This is a genomic window from Streptomyces hilarionis (assembly GCF_024539675.1).
Classification (GTDB): Bacteria; Actinomycetota; Actinomycetes; order Streptomycetales; family Streptomycetaceae; genus Streptomyces; species Streptomyces hilarionis.
This window is the reverse complement of record NZ_JAHHIT010000097.1, coordinates 1-14925: the sequence shown is the minus strand read 5'-3', so window position 1 is coordinate 14925 and position 14925 is coordinate 1. Positions and strand designations below refer to the sequence as shown.

The following is a 14925-nucleotide window of genomic DNA, read 5'->3' as shown; positions in this document are numbered from 1 at the left end:
CCCGCGGACCACGTCCCCGAGGGTGCCGCGACAGCCCCTCGGGGTGGACCTGCGGCCCGGCGGCTCAGCCCTGCGAACGGGTGGGCAGCCGCCATCCCGGACGCGGGAAGTGGCAGGTGTACCCGTCGGGGTAGCGCTCCAGGTAGTCCTGGTGCTCGGGCTCGGCCTCCCAGAAGGGCCCGACGGGCTCGACCTCGGTGACGACCTTGCCCGGCCACAGTCCGGAGGCGTCCACGTCCGCGATGGTGTCCTCGGCGATCCGCTTCTGCTCGTCGTCCACGTAGTAGATGGCGGAGCGGTAACTCAGGCCGATGTCGTTGCCCTGGCGGTTCCTGGTGCTCGGGTCGTGGATCTGGAAGAAGAACTCCAGGATCGCGCGGTAGTCGGTCCGCTCGGGATCGAAGTGGATCTCGATGGCCTCCGCGTGGGTGCCGTGGTTGCGGTACGTCGCGTTCGGCACGTCTCCCCCGGTGTACCCGACCCGGGTCGCCGTGACGCCCGGGAGCCGGCGGATCAGGTCCTGCATCCCCCAGAAGCATCCCCCCGCGAGCACGGCCCTCTGCGTCTGCGCTGCCATGTCGGCTCCTTCCGTTCCGTGGCCGCGGCCACCCTGTGCCGGTGGCTCCGGGCCACCCTCCGCTCGCGCGACGTCCTCGGCCTGCCGGCCTCTGTCGCCACAGGGCGTACAACGGGCACGGGCCCCCAACAATTCCACGCCCTCGCCGTCCGTCCGCCGCGGCCCCCGCGAGCCGGTGACGGGCCGCAGCGCGCACCGGTGCCCGGAGTCCACGATTTCCTCATTAAACGTGCTCAATCCCGTATGTACGGCGGCGAGTTGGCAGTACCGTGGACGGGTGCCAGAGACCCGCGCCACCGCACTCGTCCTCACGGCCCTCCCGGTGGAGTACGACGCCGTCCGCACGCACCTCGCCCACACCGAGGAACTCGTCCACGAGAACGGCACCCGGGTCGAGCGCGGTCCGCTGGACGACTCGTCGTGGGATCTGGCGATCGCCGAGCTGGGCGAGGGGGCGGTGACGGCCGCCGCGCTCACCACCCAGCTGGTCGGCTGGCTGCGCCCCGAGGCGCTGCTCTTCGTGGGTGTCGCGGGCGGCCTCAAGGACGACGTCGGCATCGGCGACGTCGTGGTGGGCACGAAGGTGTACGCCGTCCAGGGCGGCAAGCAGACCCCGCAGGGGTTCCTCGCCCGGCCGCAGAGCTGGCACGGCTCGCACCGGCTGGTGCAGGCGGCGCGCGCCGCGGCGCGGGGCATGCGGGACGTGCCGGTGCACCTGAAGCCGATCGCGTGCGGCGACGTCGTCCTGGCCGACGAGCGGTCGGGGTACGCCGAGCACATCCGGGAGCACTACAACGACGCCTGCGCGATCGAGATGGAAGGCTCCGGCGCGGCCCACGCGGCGCATCTGAACGGCCAGCTGGACGCCCTCGTCGTGCGCGGCGTCAGCGACCACGCCGACGCGGACAAGCACCTGGCGGACTCCTCGGGGTCCCAGCGGCGGGCCGCGGAGCGGGCCGCCAGGGTGGCGGCGGCCGTCCTGCGCAGCCACCGGCCGCGCGGCGGCTCCTCCGCCGCCGGCGCCGGTTCCGGACGGGCTCCCGTCCCGCCCGGTCCGCACCCCGGCACGACCGCCGCCCACGGCGGACAGCGCCCGGTCTTCCGTGACGCCGCCTTCGGGTGGCCCGTCGCCGACGACGGCGGGGAGCCGGAGCGGTGAGCCCGCAGCCGGCGTCCCGGCGGGTGCGCGGGTCGGAGCACGAGCGGTCCGGCCGGCCGTCGTGACCGCCCATCTCGAAGCCCTCCTGCGGGCGTGTACGGTCCTGATCTGCGACGAGCGGGGTGATCCCGCCGGGTCCGGGTTCTTCGCGGCCCCCGGGCTGGTGGTGACGGCCGCCCATGTGGTCGGCGCGGCCGGCGAGGGCGTCACGGTCCGCTGGAACGGCTCCCCGGTCGGCGTCCTCGGCATCGAGTGGCAGGACCCGCGGGAGCCCCTCGACGGCGGGGTGTGGGACCTCCCCGACCTCGCCGTGCTGCGGGTGGACGTCGAGGCGGCGCACGGGCATCCCTGTGTGCTGCTCGGCGAGGGCAGGCCCGGCTCGAAGGTCCTCGGAGAGGGCTACACGCGGGGCCTGAGCGGGGGCTGCGCGCCGGACACCGTGCGCCTGGAGCTGGAGTCGGACCGCCCGATCGGCGATGTCACCGTGTTCAAGTGCAAGGACTCCGTCGTGGACGACGGGTTCAGCGGCGGCGCCCTCCTCGATACGGCCGCCGGGCGGGTCGTCGCGGTGATCAAGGGACAGCGCACCGGGCCGGTCGCCCTGGGCGGGGTGGCGGTCAGCGTCGCCGTCCTGCGCGACCGGCGCCCCGACCTGTGGGCGGCGAACGAGCGCTTCCACTACACCGACCGGCGGTGGGAGTTCGCCCGTCTCAACGACTCGCGCACGACCGATCCGGCCCGGGCGACGGAGGCGTTCCTGCGGCTGGTGAGGCAGGCCGTCGGCCGGCGTCCGGCCATCCTTCCCCCCGGCGGCAGCAGGCCCGACATCCACCAGATCCCCTCCGTGCGCGTCCTGCCGCTCGACGCGCGCGACGCCGCGGCGGGACGCGACGACGGCTCCCTCGACGAGATGGGGCAGCGTGACGTGGGGTTCGACGGGGTCATCCGCTGGTCCCCGCTGCGGGCGAGCTGGCGGGCGGTCGTCCTGCGCGGGATGCCCGGCCACGGCAAGTCGTGGCTGCTCAACACCCATGCCGAGACGATCGCCGGCGACGCGCTGGACCGGCTCGCCGAGGACGCGGACTCCTGGACGTCGGTCCCCGTGCCGGTCCTCGTGGACTGCGCGGCGCTGGGCAGGCTGCTCCCCGCCCGGGTCACCCAGGAGGGCGTCCTGGACGCGCTGGCCATGTCCGTCCGGCAGGAGGCCGACTCGCTCGACGACACGTCGCCGGACGCGGTGGTGCGTCTCGCCCACGCGGACGGCAGGCTGGTGTCGTGCCTCGACGCGCTGGACGAGGTCGGCACGGCCGACTGGGAGAAGGTGCGTCAGGCGCTGCCCGTCCTCGTCGAGCACGGCAACCGGCTGCTGGTCACCTCACGTCCCTACGGGCAGCTGCGCACCCACACGTCCAGCCTCGGGGGGTGCCTGCACGCGGAGGTCATCGGGTTCTCCGCCGGGCAGGTCTTCGCCTTCGCCCGCGGCTGGTTCTCCGGCGACCCGGCGCGCGGCGAGGAACTGGAGGCCGAACTGCTCGACCGTCCCGAGCTGCGGGACCTGGCCAGGGTCCCCCTGCTGGCGGCGTTCCTGTGCAGCCTGGCCGCCGAGGGCGATCAGGTGCGGGTGCTGCCGACCACCCGGGCGCAGATCTACCGGTCGGTCATCCTGGGCGCGCTCTCGGGACGGTGGCGCGATCCGGGCCAGCAGGCGGTGGACCCGGACAACCCGCCCGAACCGAAGCTCCGGCTGGACATCCTCGCCGACGCCGTCGGGCGGCTGGGCCGGCCCTGGCGTTCGAGGACCGACCGCTTCCCCCGCGCGGAACTCGCCGCCGCCCTGCGCGAGCACCCGCGGTACGCGCTCGCCGAGTCCGAGGCGCAGGCCCGCCGGTGGGCCTGGCACAGCCTGCGCCCCGCCGCGGCCGACGGGGCGAGGCCGCCCGGGCGGGACCCCCTGATCTGGGAGTACATGTTCGACGGGCTGGTGGCCCACGACGTCTCGGACAGCGGGGAACCCGCCCTGCGGTTCGTCCATCCGGTGCTCGGCGAGTTCTGCGCGGCCGCCCATGTGGCGGCGCTGGGCGAGGACGAACTGCGCGAGGTCGTGGAGGCCCACCGCTGGTTCGACGCGTCCTGGCAGGAGGTGTGGCCGCTGACCGCGGACCTGATGGCGGAGCCGGACACGCTCGTCGCGCTGCTCCTCGACTCCCCGTCGGACGCGTGGTTCGAGCAGACGTTCCTGGCGAGCCGGTGCGTGGCGGCGGCCGGCGATCGGGTGCGCCCCGAGCTGCGCGAGCGCGTGGTGTCGCGGGTGCTCGCCGCCGCGCGGCGCCGGCAGGCCTTCGACCGCGACCGTGCCCTGGTCCACCTCGGCGATCTCGTCCGGGCCGGGCTCGCGGAGGCGGCGGCCGCGGCGCACGCGCTGCTGGCGGACGATCCGGGGGTGGCCGCACGGATGAGGACCGCAGCCGCGCTCGCGGAGACCGGTGACGACACCGGCCTGGACATCGTGCGGACGTCGCTCACCGACCGCGGCATTCCGGCCGTCTACCGGGCCTGGTGCGCGAGATCGGCGGTCGTCGTCGAGGACGCGGCCGGACTGGCCGCCCTGCTCGCGGCCGTCAAGGGCGCCCGCACGGTCGGGGAGCTGAAACTGCTCGTCGGCGCGGTGCCCGTCGAGAGCAGGGTCGGCGGCGCCCTGGCCCTTCAGATCCTGCGCGACCAGCGCGTGCACGGCACCATCCGCGCCGCCGTCGGTTCGGCGGTGGTCCACGCGGGCGGCGAGGAGCGCATCCGGCTGGCCAAGGAGCTGGCGGAGACACCGCTGACCGCCTGGGGCGTGAGGGCCGCACTGATAGCCGAGTTGCTCTCCGTCGGCGAGGACGACGTGCTTCCCCTGGGGCTGGAGCTGTTCGACGACCCCAATCTGTCGGCGGCGCAGCGCGTCACCCTGGTGGAGGCCCTCATCCGTTGCGGTCAGACGAGCGTCGTTCCCCGCGCCGTCGCCATGCTGGAACGGGGCGACGTGTACTGGGACCAGCGCCGGCGGCTGGCCGGTTCCATCGCCGAAGTGGGCGGCGTCGGCGTGGAGGAACTGCTGCGACAGGTCCGCTCCCCGCTGTCCATCGAGTTGAAGATGCGGCCCCTCATCGCGCTGGTCGAGGTGGGCGAGTGCCTGGAGCTGGCCGCCGAACTGGTCGCCGACACCGGGGCGCCCTCCTGGGTCCGCAGCCGGGTCGCGACGAGCCTGCTGCATCGCGGCTATCTGTCGACGCCGCACGACGTGCTGCGCGCACTCGCCACCGAGGCCGACCCCGGACACCAGTTCCAGGGCGAGCTGATCACCGCGATGCTGGCCCGCAGGGTGCCCGGCGCGGGGGACGCGGCCTGTGCGCTGCTCGCCCGCAGCGCCGCGTCGAACGACCCCAACGAGGTGCAGAGCCAGTTCATCGCCGATCTCACGACCGCCGGCCCGGAGGGCCGGGCCGCACTCGTCCGCATCGCGCAGGACGACGGGCTGACCGAGGAGGACCGGGCGCTGGCCGTGATCGCGCTCGGCGACATGGCCCCCGACGAGGCGGCACGACTGGCCCTGGCGCTGTCGGGCGTGGTCTCCCGGTTCACCGACTCCCGGATGACCCTGCTGCTCGGCGACAAGGGCGTCGTGGAGCTGGCCGACCGGCTGACGGGACTGCTGGACGACGAACCGGCGGTGTACAGCACGCTGTTCCGGATGCTGGGCAGCTCGCGTGCGGACCGCGACCTGGTCGAGCGCCTGCTGCCGGCCGGGCACCGCGCGGCCGGGGACCGCGCGCCCGAACCCCGCCCCACGACGAAGATCGGCCCGGACTATCTGGAGAGCGCCGGTCTGACCTGGTCGTCCGAGGCGGAGCGCAACTCCCTCATCGGATGGATCATGAGCCGGCTGGAGGAGCGGGTCGGTCGCAAGATCACCGTGTTCCTCACTCCGGACCAGCTGAACGAGTTCGGCCAGCTGGAGAGCACGGAGCAGGGGGTCGACTTCCTGGCCACCCGTTCCGCGGGATACCCCGAGCTGGTGCTCAGCCAGATGGCGGCGCTCCAGGAGGAGATCCGCCGGGACCCCTCACAGGTCCCGCACTTCGAGGCCCGCGATGTTCCGCCGCTGCGCCGGCTCTCGTTCGTCGCCAACACCCTGAACGAGTGGGTCGACGTCACGAGGACCCGGGGGGAGGTCGCGGGGACCGGCTTCTTCGAGCGCAACGCGCGCACCCTCGTCAGCGAGGAGGCCCGGGAGCTGCTCGTTCTCGCCTGCGGGATGACGGCGACGCTCAACCCCTACGAGGGGCATCTGTACCTGGTGGAGATGGCGTTGCGGGACGGCGCCGAGGCCGCCGTGCGCCGTATGGCCGAGCCCGCCCGGATGTACGACCTGATGCGCGAGTTGCTCAGCGACGGCAACGGCCCCGGCCTCCTCGGCGCCGCGCTGGCCCGGCTCGTTCTCGCCCCCCGGTCGGAAGTCGCCTACTTCTACGGCGCGCTGGGTGCGGCCCTGCGGCAACAGCCGGAACTGAGCGTGCGGCTGATGCGGGAGAGCGGGCGCCGCGCCGACAGGGGGCAACGCGGCGACGGCCTGACGACCCTCAACAGCCAGGCGATCAGGTTCGGTTGGCCGCAGGACCTCGTGCGCCGCCTGCGCGAGGCGCTCGGCGACGACGGTGAGCAGGAGGAGACATGACGGCCCGACGACAGGGCGTCGGGGCGGTCGTGCGACACGTCCCGTGCGCGTGACCGGGCAGGCCTGCCCCCGCCGACGTGACGGCCAGGGCTGCGCACCCGTCAACGAGGTCGTCGTCGGCGCGGGCCAGAACGCCGGCCCCGAGGGCTATGCGGCCTGCTCCTGCGGTCGCCGGTTCCCGCTGCCGCCGGCCGCGCGACGCCGGCTGGACGCGGTGGCCGCCGGCTGCCGCGCGGTGCCGCCCGCGACCGCCGAACCGGCCGCGGCCCGGGCGCTCGACTCCCTGCTGGAACGCGTCGTCCGGCCCGCCGAACCGACGAGCCGGCTGTCCCGGCCCGGCGTCGTTCCGGTCGGCGCCCCGGTCCTGCACCGGCCCACCCAGCCGGTGGGCGTGATCAGCCCGGGTCTGGTGCGGTTCGCCCTGCACATGGCGTCGGTGATGCGCGCTGCCGGGGGCGTCGGCCTGGCCGCCAACCAGGCCGGCGCTCCCGTGAGGATGCTCGCGCACGACCTGGGCCGGATCGTTCCCCAGATCCTGGTCGACCCGAGGGTGGTCGGGTCGCACGGCACGTGGACGTACGGCGAGGGCTGTCTGTCGCTGCGCGTCGACGACGCGACGGCGGACGTCGTGCGCCCCAAGGTCGTCACGGTCGTCGCCACCCTGCTCGACGGGCGGGTGCTCGCCGTCCGGGCCGACGAGGTCCTCGCCCGCGTCCTCCAGCACGAGGTGGACCACCTCGACGGGATCGTGTACGTGCAGCGGCTCGTGGGCGCGGAACGGGAGGCGGTCCTCGCCTCGGTCGAGCGGGCCGGCGGCGACCTCGCGTCCCTTCCGCCCCGCCCCCACGGCGTCTGACCGCGACGGGCGGGACGCTCGCCGCCCCGCCCGCTCAGGCGTCGTCGGCCGCGTGGACGCGGCTTCCGGCCACGAAGGTCTCCAGGACGCGGGTGGCCGCGATCTCCTCGGGCGGGCCGGTGAACGGGTCGCGGTCGAGGACGACCAGGTCGGCGGCCCGGCCCACGGTGACGCTTCCGGTGTCGGCGTCGAGGTGGTTCACATGGGCGCTGCCCGCCGTGTACGCGGCGAGGGCGGCGCCGAGGTCGAGGCGTTGGCCGGGCAGGAAGGCGGGGGTGCCGTCAGGGGCGTCCGGGGAGCGCCGGTTGACGGCGACATGGATGGCCTGGAGCGGGTCCGGGCTGCTGACGGGCCAGTCGCTGCCCGCGGCGAGCGTCGCTCCGGCCCGCAGCAGGTCGCCGAACGGGTACTGCCGTGCGCCGCGTTCGGGGCCGAGGAAGGGCAGGGTGAGTTCGTCCATCTGCGGCTCGTGGGCGGCCCACAGCATCTGTAGGTTGGCGGTGGCGCCCAGCGTGCGGAAGCGTCGTACGTCGTCGGGGTGGACGACCTGGAGGTGCGCCAGGTGGTGGCGGGTGTCGTGGTGTCCGTTGGCGTCGCGGGCGGCCTCGACGGCGTCGAGCGCCTCGCGTACCGCGCGGTCGCCGAGGGCGTGGAAGTGGACCTGGAAGTCGAGCGCGTCGAGTTCGGTGACGTACTTCTTCAGCTCGCCGGGTTCGACGAAGCTGATGCCGGTGCCGTCCGAGGCGCAGCCGCAGCCGGTGAGATAGGGGTCGAGCATGGCGGCGGTGTGGTTCTCGGCGATGCCGTCCTGCATGATCTTCACGGTGCCGGCGCGGAACAGTCCGGTGCTCAACTCGTCGCGCCGGGCCACGAGTTCGGGGATCTGCTCGGGGCCGCGCTCGCGGTCCCACCACAGCGCCCCGACGACGCGTGCGGTGAGCAGGCCGCGCTCCTGGGCCGTGCGGTACGCGGGCGCCGGGTCGGTCAGGTTGGCGTAGGCGCCGACGATGGCGTCCTGCCAGGCGGTGACGCCGTGGGAGTGCAGCACGGCCTGGGCGCGCAGCAGGGCGGTCACCTGCTCCTCGGGGGTGGGGGCGGGCACCAGCCGGCCCACGAGGTGGACGGCGCCCTCCTGGAGCATGCCGGTCGGACGGCCCGCGGCGTCGCGTTCGATGCGGCCGTCGACGGGGTCGGGGGTGCGGTCGTCGATGCCGGCCCGCTCCAGCGCGAGGGTGTTGACCCAGGCGCCGTGGTGGTCGCGGTTGGGCAGGAAGACGGGCCGGTCGGGGACGACGGCGTCGAGGGCCGCGGCGGTGGGGGCGCCGCCGGGGAACGCCTCCAGGGACCAGCCGCCGCCGGTGATCCATGCGGCGTCGGGGTGGTCGTCCGCGTACGCCTTGATCCGCCGCAGGTACTCGGCCGGGTCGGTGGTGTCGGCGAGGTGGCACTGACCGAGTTCCAGACCCGCGCCCTGGGGGTGCACATGGGCGTCCTGGAAGCCGGGGATCAGCAGCTTCCCGGCCAGGTCGACGACTTCGGTGTCCCGCCCGATCAGGGTGTGCACCTCGTCGTGGCCGACGGCGGTGATCCGTCCGCCGTGCACGGCCACGGCGGTGGCGCGGCTGCGGGCCGGGTCGACGGTGTGGACGGGCCCGCCGGTGAAGACGAGGTCGGCGGGGCCCGTGGCCTGGGACTGCGGCATGGGGGTGTACTCCAAGGAGGGGGTCCGGACGGGGGCGGGGCGCTCTCAGACGGCGGCGCGGTCCATGGGCAGGGCGATGGCCTCGGCGTCGGTGCCGCGCCCGGTGGCGAAGTAGGGCGAGCGGCGCACGTACTTGGCGACCGCGGCCATGCCGAGGCCGGCCAGGACGATGACGGCGGGCAGCGAGAACATGAACCAGCCGTTGTCGGGGCTGAGGGCGAAGTGGTCGCTCTTGGTCAGGTAGGAGTAGCCGAGGTAGGCGCCGAGCCCGAGCAGCACCGAGCCGGACACCGCGGGGACGCCCACGGCGAGCAGCGCGGTACGGAACCCCTCACGGCGGTCGGGCCAGAAGCGGACGGCGCACGCGATCGCGGTGAGGCCGTAGTAGAGGGCGACGAGCAGGCCGATGGAGTTGACGGCGGCCAGCAGCATGTCGCTCAGCCGCGGGATGGCGACGGCCAGCAGGGCGATCGTCACGGCGACGGACAGGACGACGACGGTGCCCGCGGCGGGGGTGCCGTACCGGCGGTGCACCCGGGTCCACAGCGGCCCCATGGTGCGGTCGCGGCCCATGGCGAGCAGACCGCGGGCCGTGGGGATCAGCGTGGACTGGACGGAGGCCGCTGCGGAGAACATCAGGGCGATCACGGGCAGGGTGGCCCACGGTTCGGCGGCGAGCTTCTCGCCGAGGTAGGGCAGCGCCTGCGGGCCGTTCTTGATGAGTTCGGGCAGGCTCATCTCCCGCTGGAAGGCGACCGAGCCGAAGAGGAACAGCCCGAGCATCGCGAACAGGGCGATCAGGCCGCCGCGGGCGGCGTCGCCCGGCCTGCGGGTCTCCTCGTTGACGCTGAACGCCGCGTCCCAGCCCCAGAAGAAGAAGACCGCGAGGACCAGGCCCTGGGCGAAGGCCGTGCCGTCGGCGATCTCGAACGGGTTGAACCAGGAGAAGGAGAAGGACTGTTCGCCGGTGACCAGGGCCCAGCCGCAGAAGCCGAGCAGCACGGCGTACTCGAAGACCAGCAGCACGGACTGGAAACGGGTGGTCGCCCGCGTGCCGGTGACGGCGAGGGCGGTGAGGCCGAGGAGCAGCACCAGTCCGACGGCCGTGGTGATCCCGGTGGACGACGGGTCGAGGGCGATGCCCGCCACCGAGTGCAGGCCGCCCCGGTTCGCGAGGATCAGGACGACCGAACCCATGACCGCGCTGGTGTAGGCGCAGAAGATGACCGATCCGACGACGGTGACCCAGCCGGTCAGGAAGCCCGGCCAGGGGCCGAGGGTCTTGCCGACCCAGGTGTAGCCGTTGCCGCAGTTGGGTTCCGAGCGGTTGAGGCGGGCGTAGGCGGTGGCGATGCCCAGCACCGGGAGGAACGCGAGCAGCAGCAGGGCGGGGGCCTGCAACCCCACGATGGTGGCGATCGTGCCCATGCCGATGGCGATGCTGGTGGTGGCGGCGGTGCTGGAGGCCGCGATGGCGACGCCGTCGACGACGCCGAGGGAACGGCGCAGGTGGGTGGATGACATGGAAGGCTCCTCGCGGGGAGGGGAGGAAGGAGGGAAGAGCCGCGCGGGATGTGATGGAACACCTGGCCTTCGCATTGCGTCAATCCTGTTGACATAAGGGGCGGGGAGCCCTTCACTGCTGGAGCCGAGGCCGCACGGCCCGCGAACGACAGGAGCCGCGGTATGACCACTCGTGTCCCGCAGGAGCGCAGACGTCGCCGGCCCACCCGCTCGGGGGTCGTGCTGTCGGAGGACCTGATCGTGGAGACCGCGCTGCGGCTCATCGGCGAGCACGGTCCGGAGGCCCTGAGCGTGCGCCGGCTCGGCACCGCCCTGGGGTGCGATCCCAGCGCGCTCTACCGCTACTTCCGCGGCACCGACGACCTGGTGCTCGCGATCGCGGACCGCATCATCGGCGACGCCATGGCGGGGTTCGCCCCGAGGGGCGACTGGGTGGCCGACCTGCGCGAGATGGCGGTGCGGGTGCGCGCCGGGTATCTGGCGCATCCGCGCGCGGCGGCGTTCGCGTCCTACCGGGTGACGCGGCGGCAGAACGAGATCCGCGCCGTGGAGAGGGGCGTGGGCCTGCTGCTGTCGGCGGGCTTCGAGCCGGCCGAGGCGTCGCGCCTGTACCTGGCGTTCATCGACACCGTGCTCGGTCATGCCGCCATGGACGCGGCGTTCCAGGCGCTCCCGCCGCAGCAGCGCGCGGCGGACCGACAGGCCTGGCACGAGGTCTACCAGCAACTCGACCCGGCCGCGTATCCCGCGCTGACCAGGGCTCGCCGGGCACTGCACACCATGGGCGACAGCTCCTTCACGGAGGCCGTCGACCTTCTGCTGGAAGCGCTGGCGGCCCGCGCCGCGAGAACGGCCGAGGGGCGCGCGCGACCGGGCCGTACGGCATGACCGGCGCACGGCGGCGCGTGCGGCCGGGGACCGCGAGGGGGCGCCGGGCGGTCGGCGTGCCGCCCGGCGCCGTCGTGCCGTGGAGCCGTGGAGCGTCAGGTCGGGGAAGCTCGGAACCCGGAGCCGTGAGGGCCTCCCCCTCGGCGCCGGATCCCGTGCCGGTTCCGCCTACCGCACGCCGGTCACCGTGCAGGCCGTGCCGTTGAGCGTGTACGCGGTGGGTGCGGCGGCGTCGCCGGTGTGCGTGGCCTGGTAGCCGATGGTCACGGACGCGCCGGGGGCGATGACCGCGTCGTGGGACAGGTTCCGGGCCGTCACCCGGCCGGACGCCGGCGCGTAGGCGGCGTTCCAGCCGGAGGTGATGGTCTGCCCGCCCGGGAGGGTGAAGACCAGTGACCAGCCGTCGATCGCGGTGGCGCCGGTGTTGGTGATCGTGAGGTTCGCGGTCAGACCGGAGTCCCACGCGCTGACGGCGCCGCCGACCCGGCAGTTCGCGTCGTCGGGGGGCGGGGTGGAGGTCTGGAACTGGCTGAAGAACTTCCAGACCTCGGCCGGCAGCCAGGTCCGGGAGCCGCTGTCCCCCGGGGCGCCGTCCTGCGGGGCGGCGATGTGCCCCTCGTCGAACGCGGCCCAGACGACGGGATGGCCGGCCGAGCACCCGGTGTAGGCGGTGACCCGGTGCGTCAGGCTGCCCTGCGCGGGCTCGGGCGGGTTCTGGGCGGCGCAGCCGTTGTTCCTGACGAACCGGTCGCGCAGCGTCCGGCCGCCGGCGATGCCGAGGACGTTGTCCCGGACGCCGTGCACGCCGAGGTAGGCGATGGGCTGTGTGCCGCCGCTGCAACCGCTGAGCTGTCCGCCGCTCTGCACGGCCACGGCCCGGAAGACCGTCGCCCGGGTGCAGGCGAGGGCGTACGACATGGCGGCGCCGTAGCTGAAGCCGACGGCGAACCGCTGTGTCGTGTCGACGCACAGGTCCGACTCGATCTGCTTGAGGATGTCGTCGACGAGCGTGACGTCTTCGCCGCCCGCGTTGCCCCAGCCGTTGTCGAGGCCCTGGGGGGCGACGAAGACGGCGCTGTCGGCCGCCAGCCGCTGGAGGCCGTAGTAGGCCCAGGTGCCCGTCTCCACCGTCCGGCCGGTCGCCACGTCGGTGGCCGTGCCGCCGAGCCAGTGGAACCCGAAGACCAGCCGGTAGGGGTGGTTGCGGTCGTAGCCGCCGGGGATCCGCAGGATGAAGCTGCGGTTCTTGTTGTTGCTGCGGATCGTGTACGTGCCGTTGGCGAGGGTGGGCGTCTTGCCGCAGCCGGCGCTCGGAGCGGCGGGTGCGGCCGCCGTGCCGGATGCCGCGCGCACGGCGTCCGCGCTCCGACCGCCGGCGAGGGCCGTCCCCGCGGTGGTCAGGACGAGCAGCGCCGCGATCACGGCGCCCCATAAGTGGAACGTCGGCCTTGTCGTCATGCCACTCCCCTGGTCGCGCCAGACAGGGGATGTCCGGCGCACGAATCGGTTGAGGTCCCGGATGCGCCATCGAGGAAACCGTTCGAAATTTCGGTACGATTTCGGATCGTCGGCCATTCGGAGCGTAGAGGGACACCGCAGCGTGTCAAGCCCCACCCGTCGGCGAACCCGCTCGAACCGGCCCGGCTCTCACCCCACGAGCCGACACCCTGCCCATTTGTCGGGATTCGCCACACTCCAGATCTCGAAATATTTCGCTGTGAATGCCGAATCATGCGAGCTGTATTGACGGGAGCTGTCGACCTCCTATCATCCTGATTGCCCGTCAGTTCGATGGGTGTTCGCGATACCGAACGACCGACATCCCGCCCCGGACGCTCCTCCCCCCACACAGAGAGATCGATCCATGGCCATGTCATGCCCTGATCAACCCGTGGGCCGTCGCCGGGTGCTGGCCACCGCCACCGGCCTCGCTGCGGGCCTCGCCGCCGGCGCCCTGCTTCCGCCCGGCTCGGCCCGCGCCGCGGCGTCGTCCTTCACCAACCCCGTGATCTGGCAGGACTTCGCGGACATCGACGTCATCCGGGTCGGCGCCGTCTACTACGCCTCCGCGTCGACGATGCACTACTCGCCCGGAGCCCCCGTCCTGCGCTCGTACGACCTGGTGAACTGGGAGATCGCCGGACACTCGGTGCCCAGGCTCGACTTCGGCGCCAAGTACGACCTCAACGGCGCCCGCGGCTACGTCCGCGGCGTCTGGGCGTCGTCGCTGGGCTACCGGCCGAGCAACCGGACCTTCTACTGGCTCGGCCAGATCGACTTCGCCAGGACCTACGTCTACACGGCCCCCGCCGCCGAGGGGCCCTGGAACCGCCTGACGACGATCAGCACGCCGTACTACGACGCCGGCCTCCTCGTCGACACCGACGACACGCTGTACGTGGCGTACGGCAACACCACCATCAGCGTCGCCCAGCTCACGCCCGACGGGCGCGGACAGGTGCGCGCCCAGCAGGTGTTCACGACGCCGTCCAGCGTCGGCACCCTCGAAGGCTCCCGCTTCTACAAGATCAACGGGCAGTACTACATCTTCCTGACCCGCCCCGCGAACGGCCAGTACGTCCTGAAGTCGTCGGGCGGCCCGTTCGGTCCGTACACCCTGCGCCAGGTCCTCCTCGACCTGCGCGGCCCGATCCCCGGCGGCGGCGTCCCGCACCAGGGCGGACTGGTGCAGACGCAGACCGGCGCCTGGTACTACCTGGCCTTCGTCGACGCCTACCCCGGCGGCCGGATGCCGGTCCTCGCGCCCGTCTCCTGGACCTCCGACGGCTGGCCCGTCGTCCAGCTCGTGAACGGCGCGTGGGGGACGACGTACCCCCAGCCGGCGCTGCCCGCGCCACCCCGCCAGGTCACCCCCATGACCGGCGTCGACACCTTCGACGGCACGACGCTCAAGCCGCGGTGGGAATGGAACCACAACCCGGACGACACCCGGTGGTCGGTGAGCGACGGACTGACCCTGCGCACCGCGACCGTCACCAACGACCTCTACTGGGCCCGCAACACGCTCACCCACCGCATCCAGGGCCCCTCCTCCACCGCCACGGTCGACCTCGACGTCTCCGCCATGCGGGACGGCGACCGGACCGGACTCGCGCTCCTGCGCGACTCCTCCGCCTGGATCGGCGTCCGGCGCGACGGTGGCGTGACCCGGGTGGTGATGGTCAACGGGCTCACCATGGACGGCAGTTGGAACACCACCGGCACCGGGGTCGAGGTCGCCTCCGCACCTCTGGCCGGCAACCGCGTCCGGCTGCGCGCGAGCGCCGACATCCGCCCCGGCGCGGGCCGGTCGGCGCTCTTCTCCTACAGCACCGACGGCGCCGCCTTCGCCCGCCTGGGCCCGGCCTTCTCCCTCGGCAACGACTGGCGCTTCTTCATGGGCTACCGCTTCGCCCTCTTCAACCACGCCACCCAGGCGCTCGGCGGCGCGGTCCGGGCCACCCGCTTCGAGGTGTCCGTGCCCTGAACCGGCCCCGGCCCGCCC

The 14925-nt window shown here is 73.5% G+C and carries 9 protein-coding genes; 5 read left to right on the top strand and 4 right to left on the bottom strand.

Annotation, left to right across the window (positions count from 1 at the left end; genetic code table 11):
* Positions 1-64: 64 nt before the first annotated feature.
* Positions 65-577: a peptide-methionine (S)-S-oxide reductase MsrA gene (gene msrA, locus KMS84_RS23550; protein WP_256918419.1), complete on the bottom strand. Its 513-nt coding sequence runs from the start codon at positions 575-577 to the stop codon at positions 65-67.
* Between the two features lie 277 nt (positions 578-854).
* Between msrA and KMS84_RS23545 the strand changes: the two genes are divergently transcribed.
* The 3 genes from KMS84_RS23545 (at position 855) to KMS84_RS23535 (ending at position 7306) form a co-directional block, all read left to right on the top strand.
* Complete coding sequence (locus tag KMS84_RS23545; protein WP_256918418.1) at positions 855-1736, top strand: 5'-methylthioadenosine/S-adenosylhomocysteine nucleosidase; 882 nt, start codon at positions 855-857, stop codon at positions 1734-1736.
* Between the two features lie 61 nt (positions 1737-1797).
* Positions 1798-6450, top strand: coding sequence for a DUF5663 domain-containing protein (locus KMS84_RS23540; RefSeq protein ID WP_256918417.1), 4653 nt, complete (start codon positions 1798-1800; stop codon positions 6448-6450).
* 43 nt (positions 6451-6493) lie between these two features.
* A complete protein-coding gene (locus KMS84_RS23535; RefSeq protein WP_256918416.1) occupies positions 6494-7306 on the top strand; it encodes a peptide deformylase in 813 nt (270 codons plus the stop codon).
* 34 nt (positions 7307-7340) lie between these two features.
* Here KMS84_RS23535 and KMS84_RS23530 read toward each other — a convergent pair whose 3' ends face one another.
* Both KMS84_RS23530 and KMS84_RS23525 read right to left on the bottom strand, forming a co-directional pair.
* Positions 7341-9008 (bottom strand): amidohydrolase, encoded by a 1668-nt coding sequence (locus tag KMS84_RS23530; protein ID WP_256918415.1) that lies wholly within the window; start codon positions 9006-9008, stop codon positions 7341-7343.
* A gap of 45 nt (positions 9009-9053) precedes the next feature.
* Positions 9054-10532 (bottom strand): APC family permease, encoded by a 1479-nt coding sequence (locus KMS84_RS23525; protein WP_256918414.1) that lies wholly within the window; start codon positions 10530-10532, stop codon positions 9054-9056.
* A 162-nt stretch (positions 10533-10694) separates the two neighbouring features.
* On the opposite strand from KMS84_RS23525, the gene KMS84_RS23520 reads away from it, so the two are divergent.
* Positions 10695-11420: a TetR/AcrR family transcriptional regulator gene (locus KMS84_RS23520; protein ID WP_256918413.1), complete on the top strand. Its 726-nt coding sequence runs from the start codon at positions 10695-10697 to the stop codon at positions 11418-11420.
* A 168-nt stretch (positions 11421-11588) separates the two neighbouring features.
* On the opposite strand, the gene KMS84_RS23515 is transcribed toward KMS84_RS23520, so the two are convergent.
* Positions 11589-12878: a CE1 family esterase gene (locus tag KMS84_RS23515; protein ID WP_256918412.1), complete on the bottom strand. Its 1290-nt coding sequence runs from the start codon at positions 12876-12878 to the stop codon at positions 11589-11591.
* 412 nt (positions 12879-13290) lie between these two features.
* Here KMS84_RS23515 and KMS84_RS23510 point away from each other — a divergent pair, with 412 nt between their 5' ends.
* A complete protein-coding gene (locus KMS84_RS23510; RefSeq protein WP_256918440.1) occupies positions 13291-14907 on the top strand; it encodes a glycoside hydrolase family 43 protein in 1617 nt (538 codons plus the stop codon).
* Positions 14908-14925: the final 18 nt, after the last annotated feature.

Excerpts from the sequence above, each read along its gene's own strand:
- msrA (WP_256918419.1), bottom strand. The coding sequence starts at position 577 with ATGGCAGCGCAGACGCAGAGGGCCGTGCTCGCGGGGGGATGCTTCTGG.
- KMS84_RS23530 (WP_256918415.1), bottom strand. The coding sequence starts at position 9,008 with ATGCCGCAGTCCCAGGCCACGGGCCCCGCCGACCTCGTCTTCACCGGC.
- KMS84_RS23525 (WP_256918414.1), bottom strand. The coding sequence starts at position 10,532 with ATGTCATCCACCCACCTGCGCCGTTCCCTCGGCGTCGTCGACGGCGTC.
- KMS84_RS23520 (WP_256918413.1), top strand. The coding sequence starts at position 10,695 with ATGACCACTCGTGTCCCGCAGGAGCGCAGACGTCGCCGGCCCACCCGC.
- KMS84_RS23515 (WP_256918412.1), bottom strand. The coding sequence starts at position 12,878 with ATGACGACAAGGCCGACGTTCCACTTATGGGGCGCCGTGATCGCGGCG.
- KMS84_RS23510 (WP_256918440.1), top strand. The coding sequence starts at position 13,291 with ATGTCATGCCCTGATCAACCCGTGGGCCGTCGCCGGGTGCTGGCCACC.